The organism is Halomonas sp. 72, from assembly GCF_052379785.1.
GTDB classification, from domain to species: domain Bacteria; phylum Pseudomonadota; class Gammaproteobacteria; order Pseudomonadales; family Halomonadaceae; genus Vreelandella; species Vreelandella citrativorans.
In genome coordinates this window covers 1-25,115 of sequence record NZ_JBQSYY010000002.1, presented here as the reverse complement: position 1 = coordinate 25,115, position 25,115 = coordinate 1, and the positions used below count along the sequence as shown (strand labels likewise).

At 53.9% G+C, this 25,115-nt stretch carries 28 protein-coding genes and 1 tRNA gene; 16 read left to right on the top strand and 13 right to left on the bottom strand.

Features of this window, described 5'->3' with window-relative positions; translation table 11 throughout:
* Positions 1–12 precede the first annotated feature (12 nt).
* The 4 genes from sbcB to minC form a co-directional block, all read right to left on the bottom strand.
* Positions 13–1,506, bottom strand: coding sequence for an exodeoxyribonuclease I (sbcB, locus tag ACT3T6_RS02025; RefSeq protein ID WP_193055171.1), 1,494 nt, complete (start codon positions 1,504–1,506; stop codon positions 13–15).
* 82 nt (positions 1,507–1,588) lie between these two features.
* Positions 1,589–1,840, bottom strand: coding sequence for a cell division topological specificity factor MinE (gene minE / locus ACT3T6_RS02020; RefSeq protein ID WP_018918334.1), 252 nt, complete (start codon positions 1,838–1,840; stop codon positions 1,589–1,591).
* Positions 1,837–2,655: a septum site-determining protein MinD gene (gene minD, locus ACT3T6_RS02015; protein WP_172118548.1), complete on the bottom strand. Its 819-nt coding sequence runs from the start codon at positions 2,653–2,655 to the stop codon at positions 1,837–1,839. The genes minE and minD overlap by 4 nt, the downstream gene beginning before the upstream one ends.
* 148 nt (positions 2,656–2,803) lie before the next feature.
* Positions 2,804–3,556, bottom strand: coding sequence for a septum site-determining protein MinC (minC, locus tag ACT3T6_RS02010; RefSeq protein WP_193055170.1), 753 nt, complete (start codon positions 3,554–3,556; stop codon positions 2,804–2,806).
* Between the two features lie 183 nt (positions 3,557–3,739).
* Between minC and ACT3T6_RS02005 the strand changes: the two genes are divergently transcribed.
* Positions 3,740–6,556, top strand: coding sequence for a DUF349 domain-containing protein (locus ACT3T6_RS02005; protein ID WP_193055169.1), 2,817 nt, complete (start codon positions 3,740–3,742; stop codon positions 6,554–6,556).
* 99 nt (positions 6,557–6,655) lie between these two features.
* On the opposite strand, the gene phbB is transcribed toward ACT3T6_RS02005, so the two are convergent.
* On the bottom strand, positions 6,656–7,402 hold the full coding sequence (gene phbB / locus ACT3T6_RS02000; RefSeq protein ID WP_193055168.1) for an acetoacetyl-CoA reductase: 747 nt from the start codon (positions 7,400–7,402) through the stop codon (positions 6,656–6,658).
* 274 nt (positions 7,403–7,676) lie between these two features.
* Here phbB and ACT3T6_RS01995 point away from each other — a divergent pair.
* A tRNA-Met gene (locus ACT3T6_RS01995) sits at positions 7,677–7,753 on the top strand.
* Between the two features lie 252 nt (positions 7,754–8,005).
* On the opposite strand, the gene ACT3T6_RS01990 is transcribed toward ACT3T6_RS01995, so the two are convergent.
* Both ACT3T6_RS01990 and ACT3T6_RS01985 read right to left on the bottom strand, forming a co-directional pair.
* The gene (locus tag ACT3T6_RS01990) at positions 8,006–8,986 is read right to left on the bottom strand and encodes a D-2-hydroxyacid dehydrogenase family protein (RefSeq protein ID WP_193055167.1); all 981 of its coding nucleotides are present in this window, start codon (positions 8,984–8,986) and stop codon (positions 8,006–8,008) included.
* A 75-nt stretch (positions 8,987–9,061) separates the two neighbouring features.
* Complete coding sequence (locus tag ACT3T6_RS01985; protein ID WP_193055166.1) at positions 9,062–9,745, bottom strand: GntR family transcriptional regulator; 684 nt, start codon at positions 9,743–9,745, stop codon at positions 9,062–9,064.
* 288 nt (positions 9,746–10,033) lie between these two features.
* Here ACT3T6_RS01985 and ACT3T6_RS01980 point away from each other — a divergent pair, with 288 nt between their 5' ends.
* From ACT3T6_RS01980 to ACT3T6_RS01960, 5 genes are all read left to right on the top strand, one after another.
* On the top strand, positions 10,034–10,921 hold the full coding sequence (locus ACT3T6_RS01980) for a tripartite tricarboxylate transporter substrate binding protein (protein ID WP_319022162.1): 888 nt from the start codon (positions 10,034–10,036) through the stop codon (positions 10,919–10,921).
* A 104-nt stretch (positions 10,922–11,025) separates the two neighbouring features.
* The gene (locus ACT3T6_RS01975; protein WP_226912029.1) at positions 11,026–11,478 is read left to right on the top strand and encodes a tripartite tricarboxylate transporter TctB family protein; all 453 of its coding nucleotides are present in this window, start codon (positions 11,026–11,028) and stop codon (positions 11,476–11,478) included.
* A gap of 1 nt (position 11,479) precedes the next feature.
* Entirely contained in the window at positions 11,480–12,994 is a 1,515-nt protein-coding gene (locus ACT3T6_RS01970; protein WP_193055165.1) for a tripartite tricarboxylate transporter permease, read from the top strand.
* Positions 12,981–14,051 (top strand): AbrB family transcriptional regulator, encoded by a 1,071-nt coding sequence (locus ACT3T6_RS01965; RefSeq protein WP_319022158.1) that lies wholly within the window; start codon positions 12,981–12,983, stop codon positions 14,049–14,051. The genes ACT3T6_RS01970 and ACT3T6_RS01965 overlap by 14 nt, the downstream gene beginning before the upstream one ends.
* 258 nt (positions 14,052–14,309) lie before the next feature.
* A complete protein-coding gene (locus ACT3T6_RS01960) occupies positions 14,310–15,248 on the top strand; it encodes a co-chaperone YbbN (RefSeq protein WP_193055164.1) in 939 nt (312 codons plus the stop codon).
* Between the two features lie 3 nt (positions 15,249–15,251).
* Here the strand turns inward: ACT3T6_RS01960 and ACT3T6_RS01955 are convergent, their stop codons facing one another.
* Complete coding sequence (locus ACT3T6_RS01955; protein ID WP_193055163.1) at positions 15,252–16,415, bottom strand: MalY/PatB family protein; 1,164 nt, start codon at positions 16,413–16,415, stop codon at positions 15,252–15,254.
* Between the two features lie 37 nt (positions 16,416–16,452).
* Here ACT3T6_RS01955 and ACT3T6_RS01950 point away from each other — a divergent pair, with 37 nt between their 5' ends.
* From ACT3T6_RS01950 to ACT3T6_RS01925, 6 genes are all read left to right on the top strand, one after another.
* The gene (locus tag ACT3T6_RS01950) at positions 16,453–16,884 is read left to right on the top strand and encodes a hypothetical protein (protein WP_193055162.1); all 432 of its coding nucleotides are present in this window, start codon (positions 16,453–16,455) and stop codon (positions 16,882–16,884) included.
* A gap of 103 nt (positions 16,885–16,987) precedes the next feature.
* The gene (locus ACT3T6_RS01945; protein WP_193055161.1) at positions 16,988–17,812 is read left to right on the top strand and encodes a hypothetical protein; all 825 of its coding nucleotides are present in this window, start codon (positions 16,988–16,990) and stop codon (positions 17,810–17,812) included.
* A 50-nt stretch (positions 17,813–17,862) separates the two neighbouring features.
* Positions 17,863–18,264: an acyl-CoA thioesterase gene (locus ACT3T6_RS01940; protein ID WP_193055412.1), complete on the top strand. Its 402-nt coding sequence runs from the start codon at positions 17,863–17,865 to the stop codon at positions 18,262–18,264.
* Positions 18,265–18,302: 38 nt separating this feature from the next.
* Positions 18,303–18,605: a hypothetical protein gene (locus tag ACT3T6_RS01935; RefSeq protein WP_193055160.1), complete on the top strand. Its 303-nt coding sequence runs from the start codon at positions 18,303–18,305 to the stop codon at positions 18,603–18,605.
* Positions 18,606–18,617: 12 nt separating this feature from the next.
* Entirely contained in the window at positions 18,618–19,139 is a 522-nt protein-coding gene (locus ACT3T6_RS01930; protein ID WP_193055159.1) for a DUF501 domain-containing protein, read from the top strand.
* 36 nt (positions 19,140–19,175) lie between these two features.
* Entirely contained in the window at positions 19,176–19,721 is a 546-nt protein-coding gene (locus ACT3T6_RS01925; RefSeq protein WP_193055158.1) for an LOG family protein, read from the top strand.
* Between the two features lie 29 nt (positions 19,722–19,750).
* On the opposite strand, the gene ACT3T6_RS01920 is transcribed toward ACT3T6_RS01925, so the two are convergent.
* Entirely contained in the window at positions 19,751–20,257 is a 507-nt protein-coding gene (locus tag ACT3T6_RS01920) for a hypothetical protein (RefSeq protein WP_193055157.1), read from the bottom strand.
* A gap of 19 nt (positions 20,258–20,276) precedes the next feature.
* Positions 20,277–20,771 carry a tetratricopeptide repeat protein gene (locus tag ACT3T6_RS01915; RefSeq protein ID WP_193055156.1) on the bottom strand — a complete coding sequence of 165 codons (495 nt, stop codon included), beginning with the start codon at positions 20,769–20,771 and terminating at the stop codon, positions 20,277–20,279.
* A gap of 250 nt (positions 20,772–21,021) precedes the next feature.
* On the opposite strand from ACT3T6_RS01915, the gene ACT3T6_RS01910 reads away from it, so the two are divergent.
* Positions 21,022–22,053 carry an NADP(H)-dependent aldo-keto reductase gene (locus ACT3T6_RS01910; protein WP_193055155.1) on the top strand — a complete coding sequence of 344 codons (1,032 nt, stop codon included), beginning with the start codon at positions 21,022–21,024 and terminating at the stop codon, positions 22,051–22,053.
* Between the two features lie 112 nt (positions 22,054–22,165).
* Positions 22,166–22,945, top strand: coding sequence for a peroxide stress protein YaaA (gene yaaA / locus ACT3T6_RS01905; protein ID WP_172119060.1), 780 nt, complete (start codon positions 22,166–22,168; stop codon positions 22,943–22,945).
* Between the two features lie 16 nt (positions 22,946–22,961).
* Here the strand turns inward: yaaA and ACT3T6_RS01900 are convergent, their stop codons facing one another.
* On the bottom strand, positions 22,962–23,537 hold the full coding sequence (locus ACT3T6_RS01900) for an isochorismatase family protein (RefSeq protein WP_193055154.1): 576 nt from the start codon (positions 23,535–23,537) through the stop codon (positions 22,962–22,964).
* Between the two features lie 144 nt (positions 23,538–23,681).
* On the opposite strand from ACT3T6_RS01900, the gene ACT3T6_RS01895 reads away from it, so the two are divergent.
* Positions 23,682–24,533: a Tim44 domain-containing protein gene (locus tag ACT3T6_RS01895; RefSeq protein ID WP_172119062.1), complete on the top strand. Its 852-nt coding sequence runs from the start codon at positions 23,682–23,684 to the stop codon at positions 24,531–24,533.
* 92 nt (positions 24,534–24,625) lie between these two features.
* Here the strand turns inward: ACT3T6_RS01895 and ACT3T6_RS01890 are convergent, their stop codons facing one another.
* Entirely contained in the window at positions 24,626–24,814 is a 189-nt protein-coding gene (locus ACT3T6_RS01890; protein WP_193055153.1) for a hypothetical protein, read from the bottom strand.
* A 91-nt stretch (positions 24,815–24,905) separates the two neighbouring features.
* Positions 24,906–25,115 (bottom strand): hypothetical protein (locus tag ACT3T6_RS01885; RefSeq protein ID WP_444625936.1); only part of this gene is annotated, 210 nt, incomplete at its 5' end.

The window sequence follows — 25,115 nt, the reverse complement described above, 5'->3', positions numbered from 1 at the left end:
TGAATGTGCCGCTCAGGCATCGAACGCCTGGGCGGGCATCATGGCCTCGACAAACATCACCAGTTCTTCAAGGATCTGCCGCTCACGCTCGCTGAGCGGCTGCTGATTGTAGCGCTCGATCTCTCGAGCAAAGGCCTTAAGCGTAAAGCCGGACATCGCCGGATCATTAATTCGCATCCAGCGAAACGCCTCCCACTGCTCGCGCTCGTCACCTTCCAGCGTGTCAGGGTAGCTACGCGCCCGATAGCGAAACAGCATCTCCTCAAGACGCGGATCCTGAAAGGCAAACCGTTGCCCTACCAGATCCCAGGGTTCCATCTCACGCACCTGCTCCATCTGCTGCCGGTCGGCGGCGGAAAAGAAGCTGCCGGAGTAAAGCATCATGTCAGGGTCGTGGGGTGCGTCATCAAAGTTGGTCTTAAAGACCTCGGCCACTTTAGGCGTCACTCCCTGGGCGCTGCGCAAGGTTTTCCAGTGCTGGCGGCACGTTGCAATATCCAACCCAAGGCGCTCAACAATCGCGCCATACGCTCCTTTTTGCGGCCCCTCTATGTCCTTGAGCACACTCGATGGAAAGATCACCGGGCAACGGTTGATATGAATGACCTTGAGTGGAATACGCGCCTCACCTTCCGCTAAATCCTGCTGACTGACAAAGACGCGCTCGCGTATTTGCTCAGGCGAAAGCGTAAGAAAGTCGCTTGGATCAACACTCAGGTCGTACACGATCATCCCATTAGGGTTGGTAGGGTGCTCAGCTAACGGCATTACCAGGGCGCTGCAACCACGGCTGGCCGGGTAGCGGCGGGAAATGTGCAAAAGCGGCTTGGCATTAGGCAGGTCAAGCTGCTGGGCAACCGCGCGTTTGCCGCGCAGGCCAAGCAAGTAATCGAAGAGCTTAGGGTTACGCGTTTTGAGCAGTCGCGCCAGGGCAATGGTTGCCCGAACGTCGGCCACCGCGTCATGCGCACCTTCATGCTCAATCCCGTTGGCTTTGGTTAAATGCTCAAGCTTAAAGCTTGGCGCACCATCTTCACGTAGCGGCCACTCAATGCCATCCGGGCGTAGCGCATAAAATGCGCGCACCACATCAATTAAATCCCAACGGGAGTTACCGTTTTGCCATTCGCGGGCGTAGGGGTCGATCAGGTTGCGATAGAACAGGTGACGAGACACTTCATCATCAAAGCGTAAGCTGTTGTATCCCGCAACACAGGTGCCCGGCTCGCTCATGTGGCGCTGCACTTCACTGGCAAACTGCGCTTCAGGCAGACCGTGACGTCGCGCTTTTTGTGGGGTAATCCCGGTAATCAAACACGCAGCAGGATGAGGCAGGTAATCGTCTGCTGGCTTGCAGTAGAGCTCGATAGGCTCACCGATCTCGTTTAAGTCCGCATCGGTACGCAGCGCAGCAAATTGAGCGGGCCGATCTCGACGCGGATCGGCCCCGAATGTTTCATAGTCATGCCACAAAAAACTGGCAGGGGCGGCATTAGGTGGCGCCATGAACAAGCACTCCGCAAGGCAGCAAAAACCCTAGCCTAGCACACCCAGCGCCTTTCTCGCCGCCTGTTGCCCTCCTGTCTTGTCAGCTTTTGGGCAACGTCACATTCAGCTCAAGTACTGAGCAGTTATCTTCGCTATCCAGCGAAATCTGAATGGCATTGTCGTCAACATGTACATAGCGACGAATAACTTCGAGCAGTTCGCGCTCAAGTAGCGGCATGTAGTCAGGCTGACCACGCTGGCTTCGCTGATGCGCCACGATGATTTGTAACCGTTCTTTGGCCACCGAGGCGGATTTCTTGCGCTCACGCTTCAAGAATTCCAAGAGTTTCATCGACGGTTACCTCCAAACATACGGCTAAGCAGACTTTTGCGCTGCACCTCATGAAAACGTAACGGAATCTCCTCACCCAGCAGACGTGAAACGGTATCCGTATACGCCTGACCTGCATCACTTGATGCATCGTGAGTGACCGGCACCCCTTGGTTCGAGGCGCGAAGCACAGCTTCGGACTCAGGAATCAGGCCCAGTAAATGAATGGCCAGAATTTCACGAATATCCTCAAGGGTAAGCATATCCCCGGAGGTCACCCGTTCAGGGTTATAGCGAGTAACGAGCAGGTGCTCTTTAATCGGATCACCACCCTGCTCAGCACGCCGGGTTTTTGATGCCAAAAGGCCCAAAATACGGTCAGAATCGCGTACCGATGAGACTTCCGGGTTGGTGACCACAATCGCTTCGTCGGCAAAATACATGGCAAGCTGCGCACCACGCTCAATACCAGCAGGCGAGTCACAGATAATAAAGTCAAATTCTTCTCGAAGCTTTTCCAAGACCTCCGCCACCCCTTCCTGGGTTAGCGCATCTTTATCCCGGGTTTGTGAAGCGGGCAGGATATACAGATTTTCAACACGCTTATCACGGATCAACGCCTGGTTAAGGCCGGCTTCGCCCTGTATAACATTTACAAGGTCATACACTACACGACGCTCGCATCCCATAATCAGGTCAAGGTTTCGAAGCCCTACATCAAAATCAATGACCACGGTTTTTTTACCACGCAGGGCCAGACCTGTTGAGATTGCTGCAGCGCTAGTGGTTTTACCGACCCCCCCTTTACCTGAGGTCACAACAATAATTTTAGCCAAGATTCACTTCCTTCTTGAAGTCGTTCATCGCGAGCGCATGACGCTGAACGAATAACGGGAACGTCAATGTCACAAAAGCCCTACTGTAACGGATAGGCAAGGCAGCGTCGCTAAGCATTAAGCATGGATGCACGCTACGTTGAAAGCATCAACCCAACGGCTTAATTTCAAGCTGCTCTCTTATAAAATGAACTTCTGCGGCGCGGCCCAAAAGCCGGGGATCAACATCTTCGAGGCGTTTGTAATTCCCAGCCACCGAAAGCAGCTCAGCCTCAAGCTCGCGGCAGTAAATACCGGCCTGAGTATTACCATGAATACCTGCCAGCGCCCGCCCCCGCAGAGCACCGTAAATATGAATACTACCTGCTGCTAGTACTTCTGCCCCCGCATTGACGGCACCAATAACGATCAGATCCCCATCCGATGCACTGACCTGCTGGCCTGAACGAACGGTACCGCGATAAAGCCGTGTTGCCGCACTCTTGGCGTGTGCCTCAATACGGTCGTCGTCAGAGGCATTGTTTTTTGAGGCTTCCTCTTTGCTGCTGACGCTCTCCAGTGCCCGAGCGCGCGTCTCCTCTACAGGTGCAAACCACCCAAGCCCCAATGCCCAAGCCGACTGGCGTACCGGCTCTGAACCGCCGCGCACCGCAACGGGTAAAAGTTTGTGATCCCGGCAAACGGCGCATATTCTTTCCAAAGCCAAATGAGGCTCATCAAGCTTTTCCACGCTTAGCACAACCGGTGTATGCTGGAAGAAGGCAGGAGACTGAGACAGTTTACCGGCCAACTGCCGCCGGATATGCTCAGGGTCAGCGCTACTTAATTCCATGACGGTCATCGGCAGCATGCCGCCTTTAAAGGTAAATGCCATGTTGGCACTATCGGCGTTGAGGCTCATAGCCGAACTCCATGTCATGTTCAGGTAAGATAAAGGTAGCGCAATTTGGCGCCTTTGGGTGTGAAGAATCAATTTCTATTACACCCTGGTAAGGCAAAGCTAAGCGACAGCGCCAGTGACTGCAACCGCTGTTCAATAATGGCTAATTTTTTTCATGCTACGCACCTCTACGCAGGATGATCCATGCACGGACTGTTAAGACGCCTGTTCGCTCCTCGTTGGCAACACCCCGACCCCGAGGTACGCCGACAGGCCCTCTCTCGACTTGACCCCCACCAGGCTGAACAGCGCGAAGCGCTGCAAGCACTCGCGCACGATAGTGACAGCAGCATCCGCTTGGCGGCCCTGCTCGCGCTGGATGATGTCGAAGGATTGGTGGCGGGCTACCCTGACCACAGCCAGCAAGAGGCATGGTTCAATGCCGTGAGCCAGCGGCTTAGCGGTCTTGAAGGCAGTACCGAACTGCAACAACGCCAAGCCCTGGTGGAAGGGCTGGACGAGCCGCGGCTTTTAAACGTGATTGTCTTGCAAGGCGACAACCTTGATCTGCGCCTGACCGCTCTTGCCCGACTAACCCGTGAAGACGACTTGATTAAGCAAGCGTGCCAAAACGGTGTCGCGGCTGTTCGTCATCGCGCCGCCGAGCGCATTGAGACAGAAGAGGGCCTAAAGCGCCTGCTTAAAGATGCGCGACGTGATCGTTATGTAACTCGCCTTGCCCGCGAAAAACTCGGCCAGCAGCGAACCGATGCCGAATGGCTGGCTCGCCAACAGCAGCAGCTGGAGCATCTTCTTCACCAGATGGAACAGCAGGCTCGCGCGCCTTGGGAGCCGCTATATGGCGGTCGCTTTCGCCATTTAGAGCGCGAATGGAAGAACCTGACGCCCCCGCCCAGCGCCGAGCAAGAGCAGCGCTTTCATCAAGCCATGCTGGGCTGTCGTAAAACGCTTCACGACCATGAAACGCAGGAGCAGGCTCGCCAGCAGAGCCTTGCCCGCCGAGAGGAAGCGGATCAGACACGTGATCAGCTGCTTGATGGGCTAGAGGAGACGCTTGAAAGCCTTCATCATGCTACCGAGCTGACCGTTCAGGATATTGACAGCCTGCGTGCCCAACGCCAACTTTTCAGCCAACGCTGGCAAGCACTCTCGGACGTACACTCGCCCAGCGAACCTGCAAGCCAACGCTACACGCAAGCCATTATTCAATATGAGCAGTGTCTGGATGCCTGGCAGCGCTGGCAAGGTGTTAATGTCGCGCTTGAGCAAGCGCTTGCGGATAATGACCACCACGTCATGCGTCGCCTGCTGAACGAATGCTACTGGCCAGAAGCATTTACGCCGCCTGCGTTGATACAGCGCGCTCAAGCAACACTTGCCAGCGAGTCTCACACACCGGCAGCTACCCCACACACCTCGGTTTCATTAAGCACTTATGAAGCAGAACTCGATAGCTTTGAGCACCTACTTGAGCGTGGCGCCTTCAAAAGTGCCAGCCATCTTCACCAGCGCTTAAAGCCGCAAATCGAAGCCCTGCAAATGGAGGGAGCCAAGCCGCTGAAGGCACGCTTCAAGCAGTCCGGCGCGCGCCTTGCCGAGCTACGCGATTGGCGCGGCTTTGTCGCAGGGCCCAAGCGCGAGCAGTTATGCTCAAGCATTGAAGCACTGGCCAACGACCCGCACATGGCGGAAACCGCGCTTGACCGCCACCACCGCCAGCTAGTGAAAGAGTGGAAGTCGCTGGGCGATGCCGCCGCCAATCGCGAACAGTCCGCGCGCTTTCGTGCCGCATCTGACCGCATCCACGAGCGGTTAGCCCCATGGCGCGACCAACTAGGTCAGGAGCGTGAAGCAAACCTGCAGGCCCGCGAGCAGCTGTGTGAACAGCTTGAAACACTGCTCTCCCAGCCAGCAGAGGACGCCGACCCGGATGTACTACGTGAAATTCGCGACAAGGCACGCCATCAATGGCGCCACTACTCACCGGTGCCTCGCGAGCGCTCTGAGGCCGTTGGTCAGCGGTTTGGAAAAATCCGCCATCAGTTGCAAACATTAATTGATCAGCGGGCCGAGCAGATCGCCTCTCAAAAGCAGGCGCTCATTGAAGAAGTGCGGGCGCTTCGTCACGACCAGCAACAGCCTTTGGCTCAACGCATTACACAAACCAAGCAACTACAGCAGCACTGGCGTCAGTTAGGGCGCGCACCCAAAGGGGCGGAACAAACCCTTTGGAAGGCGTTCCGGCACGAGTGCGATCAGCTGTTTGCTCAGCGCGAAGCCTACAAGAGTGAGCAGGCTGCCCATCAGCAACAGCAGCTTGAAGCCATGCAAATACTTATCGATCAAATGGACAGCTGGCAACCCACTACCGCCAATGAAACCAGCACGCTGGACGACTTTTTGAACCAGGTCAGCCAGCTTGAGCCACTGCCGCGAAACCGGCGTAGCGAAGGCATGCAGCGTCGCTTAAGCGGTATTGTGCGCGCCAAGCGCGAGCGTTTGAGTCGTCTGAAGATTGCGGATACCGTTCAGCAATGGCAGCTTATTTTACCGCTCGTTAACGCACACCTGGCCGCCGATCAGCGCTATCTGGACGGCGGGGCCGCGGAAATTATTAACGCTGACAATATCATCAGCACGCCGCTTCCCAGCGTATTTGTCGAGGCGCATCAGACGCGTAACCACCAGCGTCAATCCACGCCACTCCCTTTGTCGCTGGACGATGAGGCAGCACGGGCAGACGCCATTTCTCGGCTGCGGGTGCATCTGTCTTTATTAACCAGCGGCAGCATCCGGCAAAGCGACGAGCCTTTGCGCTTGGCGATTCAGGTAGAGCGCTTGAATGAAGGAATTCGCCAGGAGCGTAGTCGCGAAGAAGAAATTATCGATGTCTTAGCCGCGCTATTAGCGCTTGGCCCGGTATCGATAGCGCAGTGGGAAAAAGAAGCCAGGGAACTGGATAGCTTATTGCGCGACCTGGGGCATATTCCGCCCCCCTGATCGCCCCATCAATGCGACAACAACACAACGGGAGGCGATTCGCCTCCCGTTTTGCATGCTCCCTTGTGAGGAATAAGCCGTCGCGTAGGCATGGGTGGCCTAGCCCATAAATTGCCCACCGTTAATATCGATGTTGGCGCCGGTAATAAAGCCAGACTCTTTATCGGCAAGGAACGTCACCAAGCGACCAATCTCTTCCGGCGTACCGTAGCGTTTCACCGGAATCGTTTCACGAATGGCTTCACGCACAGGCTCCGGAATTTTCATAATCATGTCAGTGGCAATATAGCCAGGCGATACGGTATTTACCGTAATGCCTTTGGTGGCCGTTTCCTGCGCCAGCGACATGGTTAAACCGTGCATACCGGCTTTAGCGGCAGCGTAATTAACCTGACCAAACTGCCCTTTACGGCCATTGATGGAGGAGATATTAATAATTCGGCCATAGCCATTTTCGAGCATCATCTCGATCACGCTGCGGCACGTATTAAAGACGCTATTAAGGTTGGTATCGATGACCTGATACCACTGTTCGTAGGCCATTTTTTTCATCGTGCCGTCGCGGGTAATGCCAGCACAGTTTACCAGCACGCTAATTGGACCATACTGTTCGTGGATCTCACGCGCAGCATCCAGGCATGCGTTATGGTCAGACAGGTCGACTCCAAGTGTTGTAATACTCTGATAACCGGCAGCTTGCTGGGTGTCCAGCCAGGTTTTGGCTTTTTCGGGATTGTTATACCCTGCCACTACCCTATAACCCGCATCTGCCAACGAACGACAAATTGCCGTGCCGATTCCGCCAGTTCCACCAGTTACCCAGGCGACGGGGGCTTGATTGGCCATTGACTACCTCCCTGATATGACAAATGGCTTGGACGCTAAGTACTGTTATGGTCCGTAAACCATTTCGAATAAGCGTCAAGCGCTTGTATCACCAACAGCACGCCACCGATTTTATTGTCAGGCGGCCTACCGACAGTAAGCTTTTTATTGGGACCATGGGAAGCATAGCTTTACTCTTTGCATATTGCAGTACGATGAATATCAGCCTTTGTGCTTTGTTTGCCACAAAGGGTTGACGTGGCGCAAAAAATCCGTAGAATACGCCTCACGTTGATGCGGGGTGGAGCAGCTTGGTAGCTCGTCGGGCTCATAACCCGAAGGTCATCGGTTCAAATCCGGTCCCCGCTACCAATATTTTAAAAGGCAGATCAGTTATTTACTGATCTGCCTTTTTTCGTTTACCCCCTCTTCGCATCTCCCCAGCACTACGCCACCGCACACCGTTATGCCGAGCGCATCACGCCGACGCTCGACATCGAATACCCTTACCGAAAAACCAAAGCACAGCTCCCAGCAAGCCACATAAGCAACTTACCGGACTGACTCAGGCAAACTAACTGTACATCCAAGCCCTCAAAATTAGCACCGAGACTCATTGGCCGGTTACACGCCTGCTTTTTTCTTGTCAGGGGAAATACTAACGATATTTTGCGGCTCTCCCTTTACAAAAAACGCATGGATATTATCAACCGACCCATTGAGAAAACGCGAAAAGGTCTCTTCGGTCTTCCATGCCATATGCGGCGTTATCATGACATTATCCAATGCCGCAAAGGCATTATGCTGCGGTAGCGGCTCTTCACAGAAAACATCAAGTCCCGCCCCACCAATCTTCTTACGCTGCAAAGCATCAATGAGCGCCGCTTCGTCAATAATGGGCCCGCGTGATGTATTGACCAGAATCGCCTCAGGCTTCATTAGCTCAAAATGCTCCGTCGTCAGTAACCCTTCCGTTTCAGGCACAAGCCTTACATGGATACTAACGGCGTCCGCTTGGGTGAGCAGGCTTTCTAATGACACGTACTCTGCTCCCACCTGAACGGCTCGCTCCTGGGTCAGTCTGGGGCCCCATGCAATGACTCGCATACCAAAGGCCTGCGCCATTCTCGCCACGGTACAACCAATCTTGCCCAGACCAATCAGGCCAATGGTTTTACCGCTCAAATTACTGGTAACAATCGTTGGCCACTCTCCAGTGGACATCCGGCGATCTACCTCAACAATCCGCTTGGTGAGATTAAGTAAAAACGCAAAGGTCATCTCGGTTACCGCCGCCGTAGACCCACCCGGCGTCGTTGCAATCGAAATCCCCGCTTCGTCCACTGCCTCTTTATCCACATGAGCCAGCCCCGTACCGGTTTGGGCGATCAGCTTTAGGTCAGGTAAAGCCGCGATAAGGTCTCGATCAATCAAGGTGCGCTCCCTGAGCGGGATAATCGCATCGGCCCCTTGAAGCCGGCTCACCAGGGTTTCAAAGGCAGGCACATCACCATAGACCGATACCTCAGAGAATTCGCGCAAGCGAGATACGGCAGGGTGCTCCTTCATACAGCCTTCCCAATCATCAAGAATCACCGTCTTCATATACACTCCTTCTCTAGCGCAGGCCAAGGCCGGACATAGCATTGCTAAGCCGCGTGGTTATCGCTCAATCACTGTTTAATTAAGGGCATCTCTCTTGGGCAACTGCTCTTCAAGCGCTTCCCAACTGCTCTGTATATGCCGCCGCATCAATAAGCCCGCCACCTCCACATCACCTTCCGAGATAGCTGAGGCTATGCGCTCGTGCTCATAAAGTGCGATTTTTCCACGCCCTGTAACATGCCGATGCTTATTCCTTAACAGGGTTAGCTGCGGGCGAAGCTCGTGGGTTAAATAACGCTGAATGAGTGGATTACCGGACATTCGTGCGGTAATTAAATGAAAATCATACTCCTCAGACTCCTGAAGATAGGCTCCCTCAGGATGAGATGTCACTTGGCTGGCATGTAACTGCAGTAACGTAAGGTATTCATCGGCAGTGGATGCATTGGCACGACTGGCCGCCAACATGGCGGCTTCAGCCTCAAGAGCAGCTCTGACCTGGTAGATCGCCCGGGCATCTTCGTACCGCATTTCACGCACGTGCGCCCCACTGTTCGGCACGATAGTAACGAGCCCGCACTCGCTAAGGCTTTTGAGCGCCATACGCACCGGCCCCCGACTAACACAAAAGCGCTCAGCCAACGCGACCTCTCCAAGACGAGTCCCAGCCTGCAGCTGCCCTTTAAGTATTTCATCGTACAAGCCACTAGCCACTCGCTCAGCTGCCAAACCATGCGTTTCTTCTTTTATTGTAGACAAAATATTTATCCTCCGAAGACAACACACTCTATATAATTTTCAATAATTTCCAAAAAACATCTGAAAAAATAGATCTTTTGTTTACATATCCGAGGATTGACAGGAACTACTATATGTACTTCTATATTCACGCACAAATGATTGTCTTACAATTGTCTATGATGAAGCGGAGTGACCACCATGATCGATAAGAAGAAAGTCATCGCTACAGCTATGCTGGGTTTCTCCCTGGCAGCTGCAATTACCCCCCTCACCGCCGCAGCCTAGGAAAGCTGGCCAACACAGAAAATCACTTTCGTTGTTGCGCTTGGCCCTGGCGGGTCCGCTGACCGCACCGCTCGCGCGCTGGCTCAACGGCTCCAGGAAGACCTGGGCACGCCGATTTCAGTCATTAATCAGAATGGCGGCGGTGGTCACGTAGGTCATACTTACTTCCACAACATGCCTGCTGATGGCAGCTATTTCCTTGCCTCTTCAATCCACCCTTACGTCTCTAATGCGATTCTTGGCTTTGATGCCACTTATGATTTGTCAGACTTCGCATTCATTAACGGGCAGTGGAATGATTACGATCTTTTCGCCGTTAATGCTGATACGCCTTATGAAACGCTGGCGGATTTCATGGCGGCAGCCAAGGAAAATCCAGGAAAACTTAGAGTTTCTGTCGTACCTGGCTCGACCGGCGCTATCAACCTTGAACTCGCTCTTGAGGCCTTTGGTCTCGATAAAACAGACGTCAACATTGTCACCTATCAGTCTGGTGGCGCTGCGCGCACGGCGGTCGCTGGCGGGCAGGTAGACATGACCGTATTAGCTGCAGACGGCACGCTATCAATCCAGGAATATATACGTCCTCTTGCCCTCGCGGCTGATACCGCATCGGAGGACTGGGATGCACCAACGCTTAATGCAGCGCTTGAAGAGAGCGGTCACGAGCCGGTTCCGGTGCTTGCAGGATCAATGCGAGGCCTTGCCGCGCATGCTGACTTTAAAGAGAGCAACCCCGAAGCATTCCAACAAATGGTCGATGCCTATCACAGTGCGCTGCAAGATGAGGCGTTCGTTAGCCGACTAGAAGCCCAGGATATTGGTGCAGAGTGGCTTGGTCCTGAACGTACGACAGAGATCATTGAGTCCAACTTTGAAATTTTGAAGCAATACACATCAGAAGAATAAATGATTTCAATGCTGGCACATGTGCACTAATGCTTTTCGCTTAATCGTCACGGGACCAACTTACGCTTGGTCCCATTATTATTTCAATGTGGAGGCGCTATAAAATGGTGACAGGAAAGATTTCTGCAACACATGCCTTTTTGTTAGGCCTTGTACTGGCTATAGCGGGCTTTATTACCTGGAGTGCTACTCAGGCTTCCACAACGCTGAACAATCTGGTGGTAGTGGCCCCCACCGCGATAATCATCGGCCTTCTGTCCATTGGGATTGTCGCTAAAATCTTGCTGAAGCCAGTTCCAGCTCCCTCATCCAGCAGTACGGATAAACCATCGTTATGGGGCGACATACTGCTTCTCGCAGGATTTGCCGTCTTCTGCTTTGCGTTAACCAATGTCGGCTTCGATGTTGCTACTTTTGTTTTCGTCTGGGTTGGCATTCTTATGTGTGGGAGTAAAGGTAAATGGCAACCGCCTTTGTACGCACTTTTGTTTACTGTTTTTCTCGTCAAGGGCTTTGGCTCTCTCTTCCCTTACCCAATGACCACACTAGTGCTTTAACATGATTGATCAATTCGCATTATCTCAGGCGTTTTCCCATCTTTTTACTGATCTAAGCCCTTGGCTTTGGGTTATTCCGGGCTTATTAATCGGTCTCGTTTTTGGGTCGATTCCCGGGCTGCAAATTTCCATGGCCATGGCCGTTTTCTTGCCCGTAACCTTTGGTATGGATTTTCTTCAAGCCATGCTGTTTTTAACCGCCATATTTACTGGCGGTGCCTACGGTGGCGGGGTAACCGCTATTCTTATGAACATCCCGGGGTCATCCTCGTCAATTGCGACGGCATTTGACGGATACCCTATGGCGCGAAAGGGACAACACAATGAAGCCTTGGGCCTGGGCCTGTGCGCTTCAGTTGTGGGCGCTTTCGTGGGTTATAGCCTGCTGATGTTGTTAATCAATCCACTGGCTGCTTTTGTACTTAAGATAGGCCCGCTGGAAATGGTCGTGGTGGTGCTGTGGGGATTAACCCTCATCGCGACACTCAACGATAGCAGTATGGCCAAGGGCCTGCTGGCTGGCTTCCTGGGGCTCATGCTCAGTCAAATTGGTATGTCCACGACGGGTATTATGCGCACGACGATAGGCAACCCCTACCTCCTTGATGGCATCCCAGTAGTACCCGCCATGATCGGCATCTTCGCCGCTTCTGAGTTGTTACGCCTGAGAGGAAGCTCATTTCTGGTACAAAATGAGGCTCAACGTAATATATCTTTTGCGCTTATTCTCAAAGGCGTTGGGCAGACATTTCGCCATCCCGGCATCTTACTACGAGGTAGCCTCATCGGCGCAGTGATCGGCGCCATCCCAGGCGTGGGCTCATCGGTAGCTAATCTGGTCTCTTATGGTGAGGCCAAACGAACGTCGAAAACGCCTGAAGCGTTCGGCCAAGGAGCACCCGAGGGTGTCGTGGCAGCCGAGTCCGCGAACTCCAGCTCGGAGGGAGGCTCAATGACGGCGCTATTAGCGCTTGGCATTCCTGGTGGGGCTGCGACTGCAGTGCTTCTGGCCGCATTCTCTTTTCACAACATTATTGGTGGGCCATCGTTTATAAGAGACCAGACCGATATCGTCTATTCGATTATTCTCGGCAATCTGGGCCAAGTAGTACTTCTCGCATTTCTGGGATTACTTAGCCTGCGCTTACTGGGCATGGTGGTGCGCGTTCCCTTGGCTTACCTAGTGCCCAGTGTATTAGCAATGTGTGCCTGGGGCGGCTATGGCATAACCGGCACTATCGCTGGGCCGCTAACAGTTGCCGCATTTGCAGGACTTGGCTGGCTCATGCGACAAAACAACTATCCCGTCGCGGCAACAGTCATCGGTTTACTGCTTGGCCGCATGATGGAAGGAGAAGTCGTGCGCACCTTACAGGTGTCCGGTGGCCGACCTTTTGAATATATGATGGAGCGGCCCATTGCTCTTGCTCTTTTCATCATAATGCTGCTTGTTTTAATTGGAGCCCCCGCATTAAAAGCCTTCCGCTCCCGCCGCGCTAGCCATGAATCTAATTAAACAAATGCCTCCTCAACTTCGGGGAGGCATTACCTTTGGCATCGGCACGTTAGGCGGACTCGCTTTTTTTGCACTCTCTCTACCGTTGCCATGGGTACTGGGCAGCCTAACGGCATCACTCTTGTGCACTCAGACGACGTCTTTTCAGCCTCGTTTTCCAAACCCTTGGCGCAGTTACGCTATGGTCGCTATCGGCACGATGCTAGGAACCAGTTTTACCCCAGAAATCGTACGACAAGCCGGGGACTGGACCATAAGCCTGATTGTCATGAGTGTGTTATCGCTGGCATTTTGTTTCATTGCCTATCAAATATTCTATCGCTTCGGGAAAATGGATAGAGTAACTGCTTTGTTCGCCGCCATACCCGGAGGACTCTCAGTCGTTTCAGTTTTGGCAGAGAATTACCGAGCCGAAGTCAGCCGCGTAGCCCTTTGTCATACCGCGCGCTTAGTGGTATTGCTAATTGCAGCGCCCATCATCATCCAGGCGACATCCGGTATTAACCTCGCTGACGCTAGTCTTGCAAGCTTCACTCACGCGGAAGCAATCGATCCTATTAACCATGGAATCCTGGCCCTGGTGGCGATAGCCAGCGGCTGGCTAGCCTGGCGATTAAACTTTCCCTCAGCGATGCTATTGATTCCATTACTCAGCTCGGGATTACTGCACGCGACTGATCTTTTAACGGTGCATGTCCCTCCCTTGCTTTCCAGCGCAGCACAGATTGTCATTGGCGCAGGAGTAGGAGCGCGATTCGCGAATTACTCCCTTCCACAAATTTTAAAAGATGGTTGGCTAGCGGCGGTGATCGGTGTACTCCTTACCTTTGGCTCCTTCGTTGCAGCCCTGTTGTTTGCGCCCATTATAGGGTTGGACAACACGCCTTTGTTCTTATCCTATTTACCTGGGGGGGCGCCGGAACTTGGCGTCGTAGCGCTTGCGTTGTCCATAGATCCCGCCATGGTGGCAGCCCACCATGTACTGCGTGTTTTCTTGATCGTAGCGATGCTACCCCTCATCGCTAGTTGGCTAGGAAAACAAATGCAGCAAGGCTAACGATAGCGCTTACGAGGCTAAATGGTGATGCTATCGCGCGCTGCACGCATTGGCGTCACCGTCTCGTCGAAGCCACTCTCAAGAGCTGTCGATATAAAGTGCTAATAGACTCCTTTAGAGCAGTGCTTGCTCCTATATTTTTCCTCTTGGCCTAGCCTTCTCTTCAGATTTACATGATTAGCATCGTTCCGGCTTGAATATGGCGGTGACTGCCTGCATATCATAAGCAATTATTTTTCTGCGAAGCTGAGCTTACCCATGTCAATCATTGATCCTCGCACCGGCAAACCGCTGACAGCGGATACCGCAAGCACGAATACTGCTGACACCGAACGTGCGCCAGTGCGCCCTGAAGATGTGATCGTCGAACTTGATGCGAGCAACATTCAGCAAGTGCTGGAAGCGTCAATGCAAGTGCCAGTACTACTGGGCTGCTACTCACCAGCCGATAGTAGCTGCGCCACACTGCTGACGGTACTGGAGAAGCTGGCGCTCGAATACGCGGGCACCTTCCTGCTTGGTAAGCTAAATACAGACGCTAACCCGGAAATTTCTGCACAGTTGGGTGTGCGGGCGGTACCGGACGTTAAACTGGTGAGCCAGGGCGGCCTTGTGGATAATTTTCAGGGCGCACTGCCCGAGAAAGAGGTGCGTGAATGGTTAGGCCGCTACTTCCCTGCCCCAGCCGATGCACCAGAAAGCCCTGAAGAGCAGGCCGAGGCGGCGCTTGAGCAAGGCGACACCGTAACAGCCCACGGCATTTACCAGGACCTGGTGACGCAATACCCGGAACACTACGCCTACCAAGTGGCGTTTGCCCGCGTATTAGTGGCTGAAGGGCGCGGAGATGAGGCGCGCAGCGTGCTGGAAAATCTCCCCCCCGAAGAGCGCGATGGCCCCGCAGCACGTGGCGTACGCGCCAGCATTACGTTCAGTGAACAAGCGCTTTCTGCAGAAGACATTGCGGCCTTGGATGAGCGCGACGATAGCGAAGCGCAGTTCCAGCGCGCCCTGCGCCAAGTGGCCGATGGTCAATACGATGCAGGGCTTGAAGCACTGCTTACGCTAATGAAGCACGACCGTACCTACAACGACGACGCGGCACGTAAAACGCTGTTGCAGGTGTTTGATGCGCTAGGCGCCGACCACCCGTTGACGGTCGCCTATCGCCGCAAGCTGTTTGCGCTGCTTTATTAATGGCTAAGGCTTCAATAGCGCATCCATGCGCGTTAATGCTGCTTCCAATTGAGCACCCGTAGTACCAAAATTTAGTCGAACAAAGCCGGGGTAGCCAAACGCTGCCCCGTCTGAAAGCGCCACACCGGCCTGCTCCTTGAGCGTTTGGTAAGGCGTTTCTCCCAGCCCCGCTTCCCTCATATCAAGCCAAGCCAAATAGGTTGCCTCCGGTGCGCTTAGATGCACACCCGGCCAGTTGGCAACGCGTGCTTCAAGCGTGGCGCGGTGCTGACGCAGCACATCCAGCAGCGCTTGACGCCACGGTTCACCCTCGCGATACGCCGCTTCTGCCGCCACTAATCCCAGCACGTTAACATCGGGCAACAGGCCCTTGCAGGCAGCGGCAAACCGCTGGTGCACTTCGGGGTCAGGGATGATCGCACATGCGCTGCTTAACCCCGCCAGGTTAAAGGTTTTAGAGGGCGCCCAAAGGGTAATCGTGCGTTTGGCTAGTTCAGGAAACATAGCCGCTAACGGGCGATGCTGAGCATCTTTATCCAACAGTAGGTCGCAGTGTAGTTCGTCAGAGACAACCCATAGATCGTACTGCTCAGCCAGTTTCACCAATGGCGCCAGCTCTTCACGGCTCCAAACCCGCCCGGTCGGATTATGCGGATGGCACCAGAGTAATATGCGTGTTTTGGGCGTGATGGCGGCTTCAATCGCGCTAATATCCAACTGCCATGGCTCGCCTGGGCGTTTAGGCGCGGCCAGCATGGCCTGCTGGGGCAAACGCCCGGTACGCTCAGCGACGGCTAAAAACGGTGGATAAATAGGCGCTACCGTTAGCACGCCATCGCCTGGCTGGGTTAACGCCAGCGTGGCGAAGTGGAGCGCGGCCACGACACCCGGCAGCCAGTGCTGCCAGTCGGGCTGGATCGTCCAGTCATAGTGCGTAGCGCTCCATGTGCAGAGCGTTTCTGTTAACGTAGCAGGCACTTCTCCGTAGCCGTAAACACCATGAGCGACCCGTGCTTGTAGCGCCTCAATCACCGCGGGCGGCGAATAAAAATCCATGTCGGCAACCCATAGAGGCAGTACTTCACCGTTATAGCGATGCCATTTTTGGGATGAGTAGCCACCTTCGGGGTGGCGTCGCTCGATAGGCGTGGCAAAATCAAAAGCCATAACAGATCTCACTTATTGACGAAGGTTGGTAACGAGCATGCCGCAAGATGATTTTTATACCAAGGTACGCACAGGATTATCAGCGCTATTGCGGCAATGGCAAGCGCTTGGTCAGGCCGATGCTGACCAGTTAGCGCTCATACTGGCGGAAACCGCACGGGTTGCCAAACTGGGCACGCCGGACACGACGCCCGATGGGGCAATGCTTAAACACTGGAGCCAAACACGTGAGGATGACATTCCGCTGTGGGCACCCCGCACAGCGGTTTTTCTGCTCAACCAAATGCCTGCCAAGCCAACACCTCAAAGCGAGGCTGAAGCCAGTGCCTGGGCTTACTGCTGGCTGCGCAACCGCACGTTTAACACGTTAGAGGCCGCGCACTCTGCGCTTCCAGCCCACCTTCAAGTACCACTAAAAAGTGCTTTGGAGGCGGCCTGGCGCGATCAGCAGGGACTACGTTTAGTATAAAAAAACGTTAACGTTTTCGATAGCGCGGCCTGGTGTGCCGCGCGCGGATATACTGGCTGACAAACGAAGAAAAATGTTTAATCAATTATAAGGATAGTCATTGATGCTGGACGTTCCGATTAGCTGGCAATTAGCCAAAGTAGCGGTGTCAGTCACGATGGTGCTGGGACTGGGGGCGATTGCTGTACGTGTGAGTCCCAAAGTGGCAGGGCTTTTATCAGGCTACCCTTTGGGTACCGCGCTGGCACTGTTCTTTATTGGTCTGGAGATATCCCCAACGTTTTCCGCTGAAAGTGCCATTCATACACTCGCGGGCTTTACCGCGACCATGGCACTTGGCGCGGGTTACTGGCTTTGCGGCCGTAAACCCGGCTTGAAGGGTGTTGCTAGCGGAATGGCAGGCGCGATCACTCTATGGCTTATGGCAAGCCTGGTGCTTGCCCAGTTCGATTTTACTCGCTTGACGGGTACGCTGGTGACGCTTTGCGCTATCGTATTTTTTACGTGGATTTTCCGGCGAATACCCGACAGTCTGGCCACTGCACGTCAGTCTTTCTCATGGGGTGCTTTATGTATTCGCGCCTTGCTGGCGACGCTTATTGTCTTTGCCATCACAAGCCTTGCCCATTGGGTACCGCCTGCCTGGGCAGGCACGTTGGCGGCTTTCCCCGTCACCATGCTGCCTTTCCTGCTAATTTTGCATATAACCCAAGGCCCCGCGCCTACCGCGACCGTTATCAAACACTACCCCGTGGGGCTGGGCTCGCTGTTAAGTTACGCCCTGTGTGTCTCTTATACGTATGAAACGTTGGGGCTTGCCTGGGGCACGCTGGCCGGTTTTTTGGTAGCAACGCTATGGCTGCTGGGCTGGCTACAAGTCCAGCGCTGGTTTTCCAAGCGACGCGAAGGCAACAGGCAAACGGCTTGACCGAACGCTTGCCTGAATTTACAACTCCTGCCAACGATAAGGTGATTGCCATGTTTACCCGTACGATTGAGCCGGCGTTTTACGATACGGATGCGCTGGGCCATATTAACAATACGCGCCTACCCGCCTGGCTTGAGCTGGCCCGCAACGACCTATTCAAGCTTTTTACACCTGACCTGAACCCGAAGCAGTGGCGTTTGATAATGGCGCGGATGGAAATCGACTACCGTGCAGAACTGTTTTACGGCCATGACGTCGAATTACGCACCTACTTAACGCGGCTGGGCAATAGCTCATTTACCGTCACTCAGGAAGCACGCCAACATGGCACGCTCGCCAATCTCGGCCACACGGTGATGGTACAGTACGATCACCAGGCTAAATGCGCCGTACCTATTGAGGGCACGCTGCGCGACGCCTTGTCGACTCACTTACAAGATGCGCCCGCCTAACGCACCAACCCGCCGGACGGGGCGACCAGGAGCACAGCATGGCCATTCGCTATAATCTCTGGCTGGACCCTGACAATACCGCGCAGCATCGCGCTGTCGAAGCGGATATTGAGCGCTATTTTATTGAGCGCTTTGCAGACTATCCGCATATCCGCTTGTTTGGGGCTGACCCTTACGATTATGATGCCCCGTTTAACCGCCTTTATGACGTACTAATGGCGCGGGCCGCCGAGTATTGCGAGCGGACATGGTGCTATGTAGCGTCTCCTGAGCAGTTGAATCGCTGCTTTTTTCGTGCTGTTGGCCGCTCCAATAAATTTGTTCAAGACGACCGTTCGTGAGAGACCAACCTAATGGTGATCCGCACCAACCAGGCGCCCGATGAGCGTCAGCTGGCGATTATTACCCAGCAGTTAGGCCGCGCACCACGTGGCATCGAAGCCGTTGCCGCCACTGATAGCGAAGGCACACCGCTGGTGCTGCGTATGGCGCCGATTGTTGATAGCAAACCCTTTCCTACCCTGTACTGGCTCTGTTCTGATGTACTAAAGGTAGAAATTTCACGCATTGAAGCGGTGGGGGTTATCAAATCACTTGAGCAGCGCCTGCAAGAAGAGCCAGAATTTCTAGCGCATTATCAGCAAAGCCATCGTGACTATGTAAAAGCCCGCTGGGATTATATGAGCGACGCCCAGTGCACAGAGGTTGCACGGCTGGGATACACCGATGTGTTGACCGAGCGTGGCATTGGCGGTATCAGCAACTGGCAACAGATACGCTGCCTGCACACTCAGTATGCCCATCATTTATGTGGCGATAATGTGATTGGTCAGTGGATGGATGAGCACTACCAGGTAGACCAGCACCTTCCATAACACCGCTTCTCTCATAAGCGTTAAGGAACCCAATTAATGTCCCGAATTTGCGTTTATCTCGGCTCACGAGAAGGTAACAGCCCGACTTATCGTCAAGCGGCCCAGGCATTAGGTACTGTGCTGGCAGAGCGGGGGCACACCCTGGTATACGGCGGCGCGCGTATTGGCCTAATGGGCGAGCTTGCTAATGCGTCGCTGGCGGCAGGCGGCAACGTGATAGGCGTTATGCCGGACCATCTGGTAGAGCGCGAGCAGGCGCACTTTGGACTCACCGAGCTGATCCGCGTGCCCAACATGCATGAACGCAAAGCCACCATGGCCGCTAACGCCGATGCGTTTATTGCCATGCCTGGCGGTATCGGTACCTTTGAGGAGCTGTTTGAGATTTGGACCTGGGGCTATTTAGGCCTGCATGAGAAGCCCATGGGCCTACTGGATACCGAGGGGTTTTATACACCACTACTGGCATTTCTCGACAACACCGTGACGCAGGGTTTTCTAGCTCAAACGACACGCGATATGCTGCTGGACGCGGTAACACCAGAGGCGCTACTTGACGCGCTGGAGAGCCAGCTTAGGTAGAGGTGAGCAAGGCAGACATGGCAAGCGCGCTACGCGCCGTGGATAACGTTGCGGGTGCGCTGATAGGTGAGCTGGAGCAGACGGGCATCGTCTCCCGCTCGGTGACGATGGATATCGACCTCGGTAATCATGGCCTCTTTGGTACCGCTCCATATCGCTTGCTGCTCTTCGCTCAACAAAATGCGCAGCGCCTCCAGGCGGAAGCGAGGCAGCATGCCGGCATGGTGGAACAACAGCGAAAGCCAGGTATTATCGTAGCCCCAGCTGTCGCTGTACGCTTTGCCTAACCCGCTTAACTCATCGTTGAGCCATTGGGCCACCTGACGAACAGGGTGCCCTTCCTGGTACAAGCGATCACGCGAAATACCGTGCAAGAGCTCTGCTTTAGGGTCCCAGTGCGTCCACTCATCCAGTGGCTGAATAAGAAACGCGCAGCAGCTACCGTCAGCACGTGCAATGCCGACTTCTATGGGATAACTACCACGCCCAAATCCGGACGCTTCAATATCTAATACAGTGGGTAGCGTCTCGGACACTGACTTCCTCATTCAATCATTACGCGGCGGTCACATCGTTGTGCGGATGATGTTCAGCGAACTGTTCCCAGTAGGTAGCCTGGCTCGCATCTATGCTTAAGCCTAGCTCACCCAAACGATAGGCGCTGGCCAGCCGCTCAGCAGCCAAATAGTGACCGGACTGCGCCGCACGGGCATACCACGTTACTGCATAATCTTCACGGCGCGGGTACTGCGCGCAGCCGTGCTCGTAGATCTGGGCCACCTGGTACTGCGACTTCACATCACCCGCTTGAGCGGCTTCCACCACATAGCGTGCCCCCCGCGCTTTGTCCTGCGGCGATAAGCTACGATGAAACAGCATATGCCCGTAAACGGACAGTGCATCAGGATGCCCCGCTTCAGCGCAGCGCTTGAACAAACGCATGGTAAGACGCTGTGTGCGCTCTGAACGCGGTAACAACCAACGGTTTTGAAACAGCCGTTCAGCTAAACGAAACTCTAGCCGAATAAACAAAGATGATGCCTGCGGCATGGCAAACCACCCTGCCAATTTGTTGAGATATTGAATTAGCGGTCACTACATCATTTGACTGCCAATCACACGAAAAACCGGGGTCAGCCGGCCAATGGGGTGGCAAGCATACGCCTGCCTTTGCAACGACTCAACCCCATTGATTTGCTGCTTTCAAATAGCCTCGCTAACATGCCTCTCACACACCGTCATTCATCACCTTTACAAACGCCCATTCGGCGATAATTTTCGCTTTAGCGAGGAGACAAAAATGCAAACGCGCCCACTTGGCAGAACGGGAATTGAGGTCAGTCGGCTCTGCCTTGGTACGATGACGTTTGGCGAGCAAAACAGTGAGGCAGAAGCTCACGAACAGCTGGATCGCGCCGTCGCTTTCGGTATCAATTTTATCGATACAGCTGAGATGTACCCCGTACCGCCCAAAGCCGAAACGCAAGGATTAACGGAAACCTATGTGGGCAGCTGGCTGAAACAGCGTGGCGACCGCGATGACGTTATTATCGCCACCAAGGCGGTAGGCCCCGGGCCTGAGCATATCCGAGGTGGCCCACGCTTAACGCGTGACCATATTCACCAAGCCATCGACGCAAGCCTTGAGCGCTTACAAACGGACTATGTCGATCTTTATCAGCTGCATTGGCCAGACCGCAACACCAACTTTTTCGGCAAGCTGGGCTACGCGCATCAGGAGAATGAAGATGCCACGCCGCTTGAAGAGACACTTTCTGCACTCAAGGAGCTGGTGGATGCTGGCAAGGTCAGATCGATCGGCCTCTCCAATGAAACCCCGTGGGGCGTCATGCGCTCGCTTCAATTGGCCGAAAAAATGGATCTACCGCGAGTGGCCTCCATACAAAATCCTTACAACCTGCTTAATCGCTCGTTTGAAGTGGGCCTGGCGGAGATTGCTCATCGCGAAGACGTAGGCTTGCTGGCTTATTCTCCCTTGGCCTTTGGCGTTCTTTCTGGCAAGTATCTTAATGGCGCATGGCCCGAAAAAGGCCGCCTGACGCTTTATGAGCGTTTTAAGCGCTACACCTCACCAGAGGCGGAGGCGGCGACAAAGGCCTACGTTGAGCTGGCCCGCGAACATGACCTTGACCCCGCACAAATGGCACTGGCGTTTATTAATTCACGCAGCTTCCTTACCAGCAATATTATTGGTGCCACCACACTGGACCAGTTGGAAAGCAACCTGGCCAGTGAGAGCCTTAAGCTGGACGACGATGTGCTTAGCGCGATTGAGGATATTCATCGCCGGATGCCAAACCCCTGCCCCTAAGCATTGATACACACGCTATTAAAGCGATAGCCTCGGCCAACGCCGAGGCTTGATATACTATCGGCCATGATTTTGTTCTTATCTGGTTTTGCATCGGCCGAAGGAGCTCACCTTGCTAAGCGTTATTTCGCCAGCGAAAACGCTGGATTTTGAAACGCCCTCCACCACTCACCAGGTGACACAGCCCGGTTTTCTAACGGAAAGCCAAGCGCTGATCGATATCCTGCGTGATTATTCACCTCAGCAGATCAGTGAGCTGATGGGCATCAGCGACAAGCTTGCTGGCCTTAATGCAGCACGCTTTGCTGAATGGGAGCCGCCGTTTTCACTAGAGAATGCCAAACCTGCCGCTCAAGCATTCCAAGGCGATGTTTATACTGGCCTGGAGGCGCAAACATTCAGCGATGCGGATAACCGGTTTGCCCAGCAGCACTTGCGTATTTTGTCAGGCCTGTATGGCTTACTGCGCCCACTGGATCTAATCCAGGCGTACCGACTGGAGATGGGCACCAAACTGTCTAATCAGGCGGGTAAGGATTTATACGCGTACTGGAAGCCTACACTGACCAACGCCCTTGATCAGGCTATTACAGAAAGCGGCTCAAAGGTTCTGGTGAATCTTGCTTCTAATGAGTACTTTAAAGCGGTAGATGCCAAAAAGCTGAACGCCCGCGTCATCACGCCGGTGTTTAAAGATGAGAAAAACGGCACGTTTAAAATCATCAGCTTTTATGCCAAAAAGGCTCGAGGCTTGATGAGCGCTTGGATTATTCATCAGCAGGTGAATGACCCTGAAGCGCTTACAGCATTTAACGTGGCAGGCTACCAATTTGATGCAGCGGCTTCTGAGGGCGATACGCTGGTGTTCACACGCAAAGAAGCCGACCGATAAACGTTTCCCCCTTTTGCTAAAAAAAAGTTACGCCGCGTGAGGAGCGCGGCTTAAGCAACCGGCGATGCACCTCTTTAAATAGCGCGGTATCACAGCGATCAAGCCACTCGTAAGCCACCATATCCGCCGTCACCGCAATGGCGCCTTGAGCACAAGCACGCTCACGCGCAAAGCGAGCTTCCTCACAACGTCGGCTGGCTGTCGCTTCACTTAGCCAGTACACACTATATCCAGCTTCCAGCAAGCCAAGCGCGCTCTGCAACACACAGATGTGTGCTTCTGTGCCACAGATCACGACTTGTTGCACCGACTGGGCCTTTAATGCTCGGGCAAATTTTGGCTCTTCCATGGCGTTGAAATGATGTTTTTGCCAAACCTGATGCTCACCCAACTCCCTTATCAAACCAGGCGCTGTTCCCCCGAGTTTTTCAGGGTATTGTTCGGTAAGCCATGCAGGCACTGCCAAGGCTTCTGCTACGTTTGCAAGCCAGGCGGCCTCCTCTATTACCTGCAAACCGCCTTCAACCACCGGCAGTAATCCTGCTTGAAAGTCGATCATTAACAATAGGCTACGATCTCGTTGTAGGCGCATACCTTCCTCTTATTCTTTATGCTTATTAGTGCCATTAAGATAGCCCATTCTGACAGCTGAGGCGCTAAACTAGCTGCCCAACGCTTTCTACACGCTCATTACATTGGGCTTATTTTCTTAAGGCTTTGAACATTGGAGATTGCCATGTTACGACAATTGTTTGTCATGCTGCTGGTCAGCGTTATGGGGTTTAGCGTTGCGGTGGAGCATGCGGAAGCGCGTCGTATGGGGGGTGGTGGCAATATGGGCAGCATGTCCCGTTCTGCGGACCGCCCGGCCAGCACTCCCAGTACACAACAAGCGCAAGGTGGCCAGCAACAGGGCCAAGCGGGTGCGGCAGCACGTAGAGGCGGAATGGGCGGTATGATGGGCGGTCTTCTGGCTGGTGGGCTAATTGCCGCACTCTTTTTCGGCGGTGCCTTTGATGAGCTAAGAATGATGGACCTGCTCATGGTGGTCGGTATCGCAGTGCTTGCGATGATCGCTTTCCGTGCGTTTATTCGCCAGCGACGTCCAGCGCATGCTTCCGAACCCAACTACCAACGCACACAGCACGTACCATCAGCGCCTGCTGCTGGCTCAGTAGGCGCTGTGCCTGGTAGCCTGGCAAGCAACCTGCAAAGCACGCCGACCTGGTTTGATAAAGAGCCGTTTTTAAACGGTGCTAAAGAGCATTTTATGACGCTGCAGCGCGCCTGGGACAATAACGACTTTAGCCAGATTCAGGAGTATGTCACTCCCGAGCTCTATAACCTGCTACGCTCCGAGCGTGCTCAGCATCCTGCCAATAACCGTACCGACATCGTACGTTTATTTGCCGAATTGGGGGATATTAACGAATACGAAGGGCATGCTGAGGCAAGCGTGATCTTTCATGGCGTTATAGAGGAGAATGGAGAGCAGACCGAGTTCAACGAGTCGTGGCACTTAACCCGTGCAATGCGCGACCAAGCGCCCTGGTATGTGCAAGGTATTGAGCAAAACCCTGGCGCTTAAAACGCGGAGCTATACCTTCAAACGGCCGCTTTTAGCGGCCGTTTTTCTTTCCACAGGGCAACCTAATCAACCGTTTAAATCAACATAGTGAATTAGTTTTCAGCAGCCTCTTCGATACTCTCACCCGCGCTTTCAATGCTTTCGCCGGCGCTTCCAATACTATCATCAATACTTTCACCTGCCTCTTCAGCAGGCCCCTGGTTATCACAGGCAGCCAAACCGCCCGCGAGCAGAGCCATCAATACCGCCGCTGATAATTTCTTGATCCATTGTCCATTCATGTTGTTTCTCCTCCTGAGATAAAGCGCAGATTACCCTTCCATCAACGTGCCATATCATTCTAAAGACAACAGTGCGTCATAACCACCCATATCAGGATAGCTGCCTGACGCAAAAAAGCGTAAATAGTAAATTCCAGCCATGTTTTGTAGGCATTATGGATTGACCTGCCTCTACATTGTGGGAGCTGGCTTCAGCCGGCGATGCAGCACAAAGTGCTGCTGGGGTTAGCGGCTGATCCATCACGCTGAAGAGTGCCTTGCCGCCTTTTCCTGCATGCAAAAAAAAATCCCCCGAGGCGCG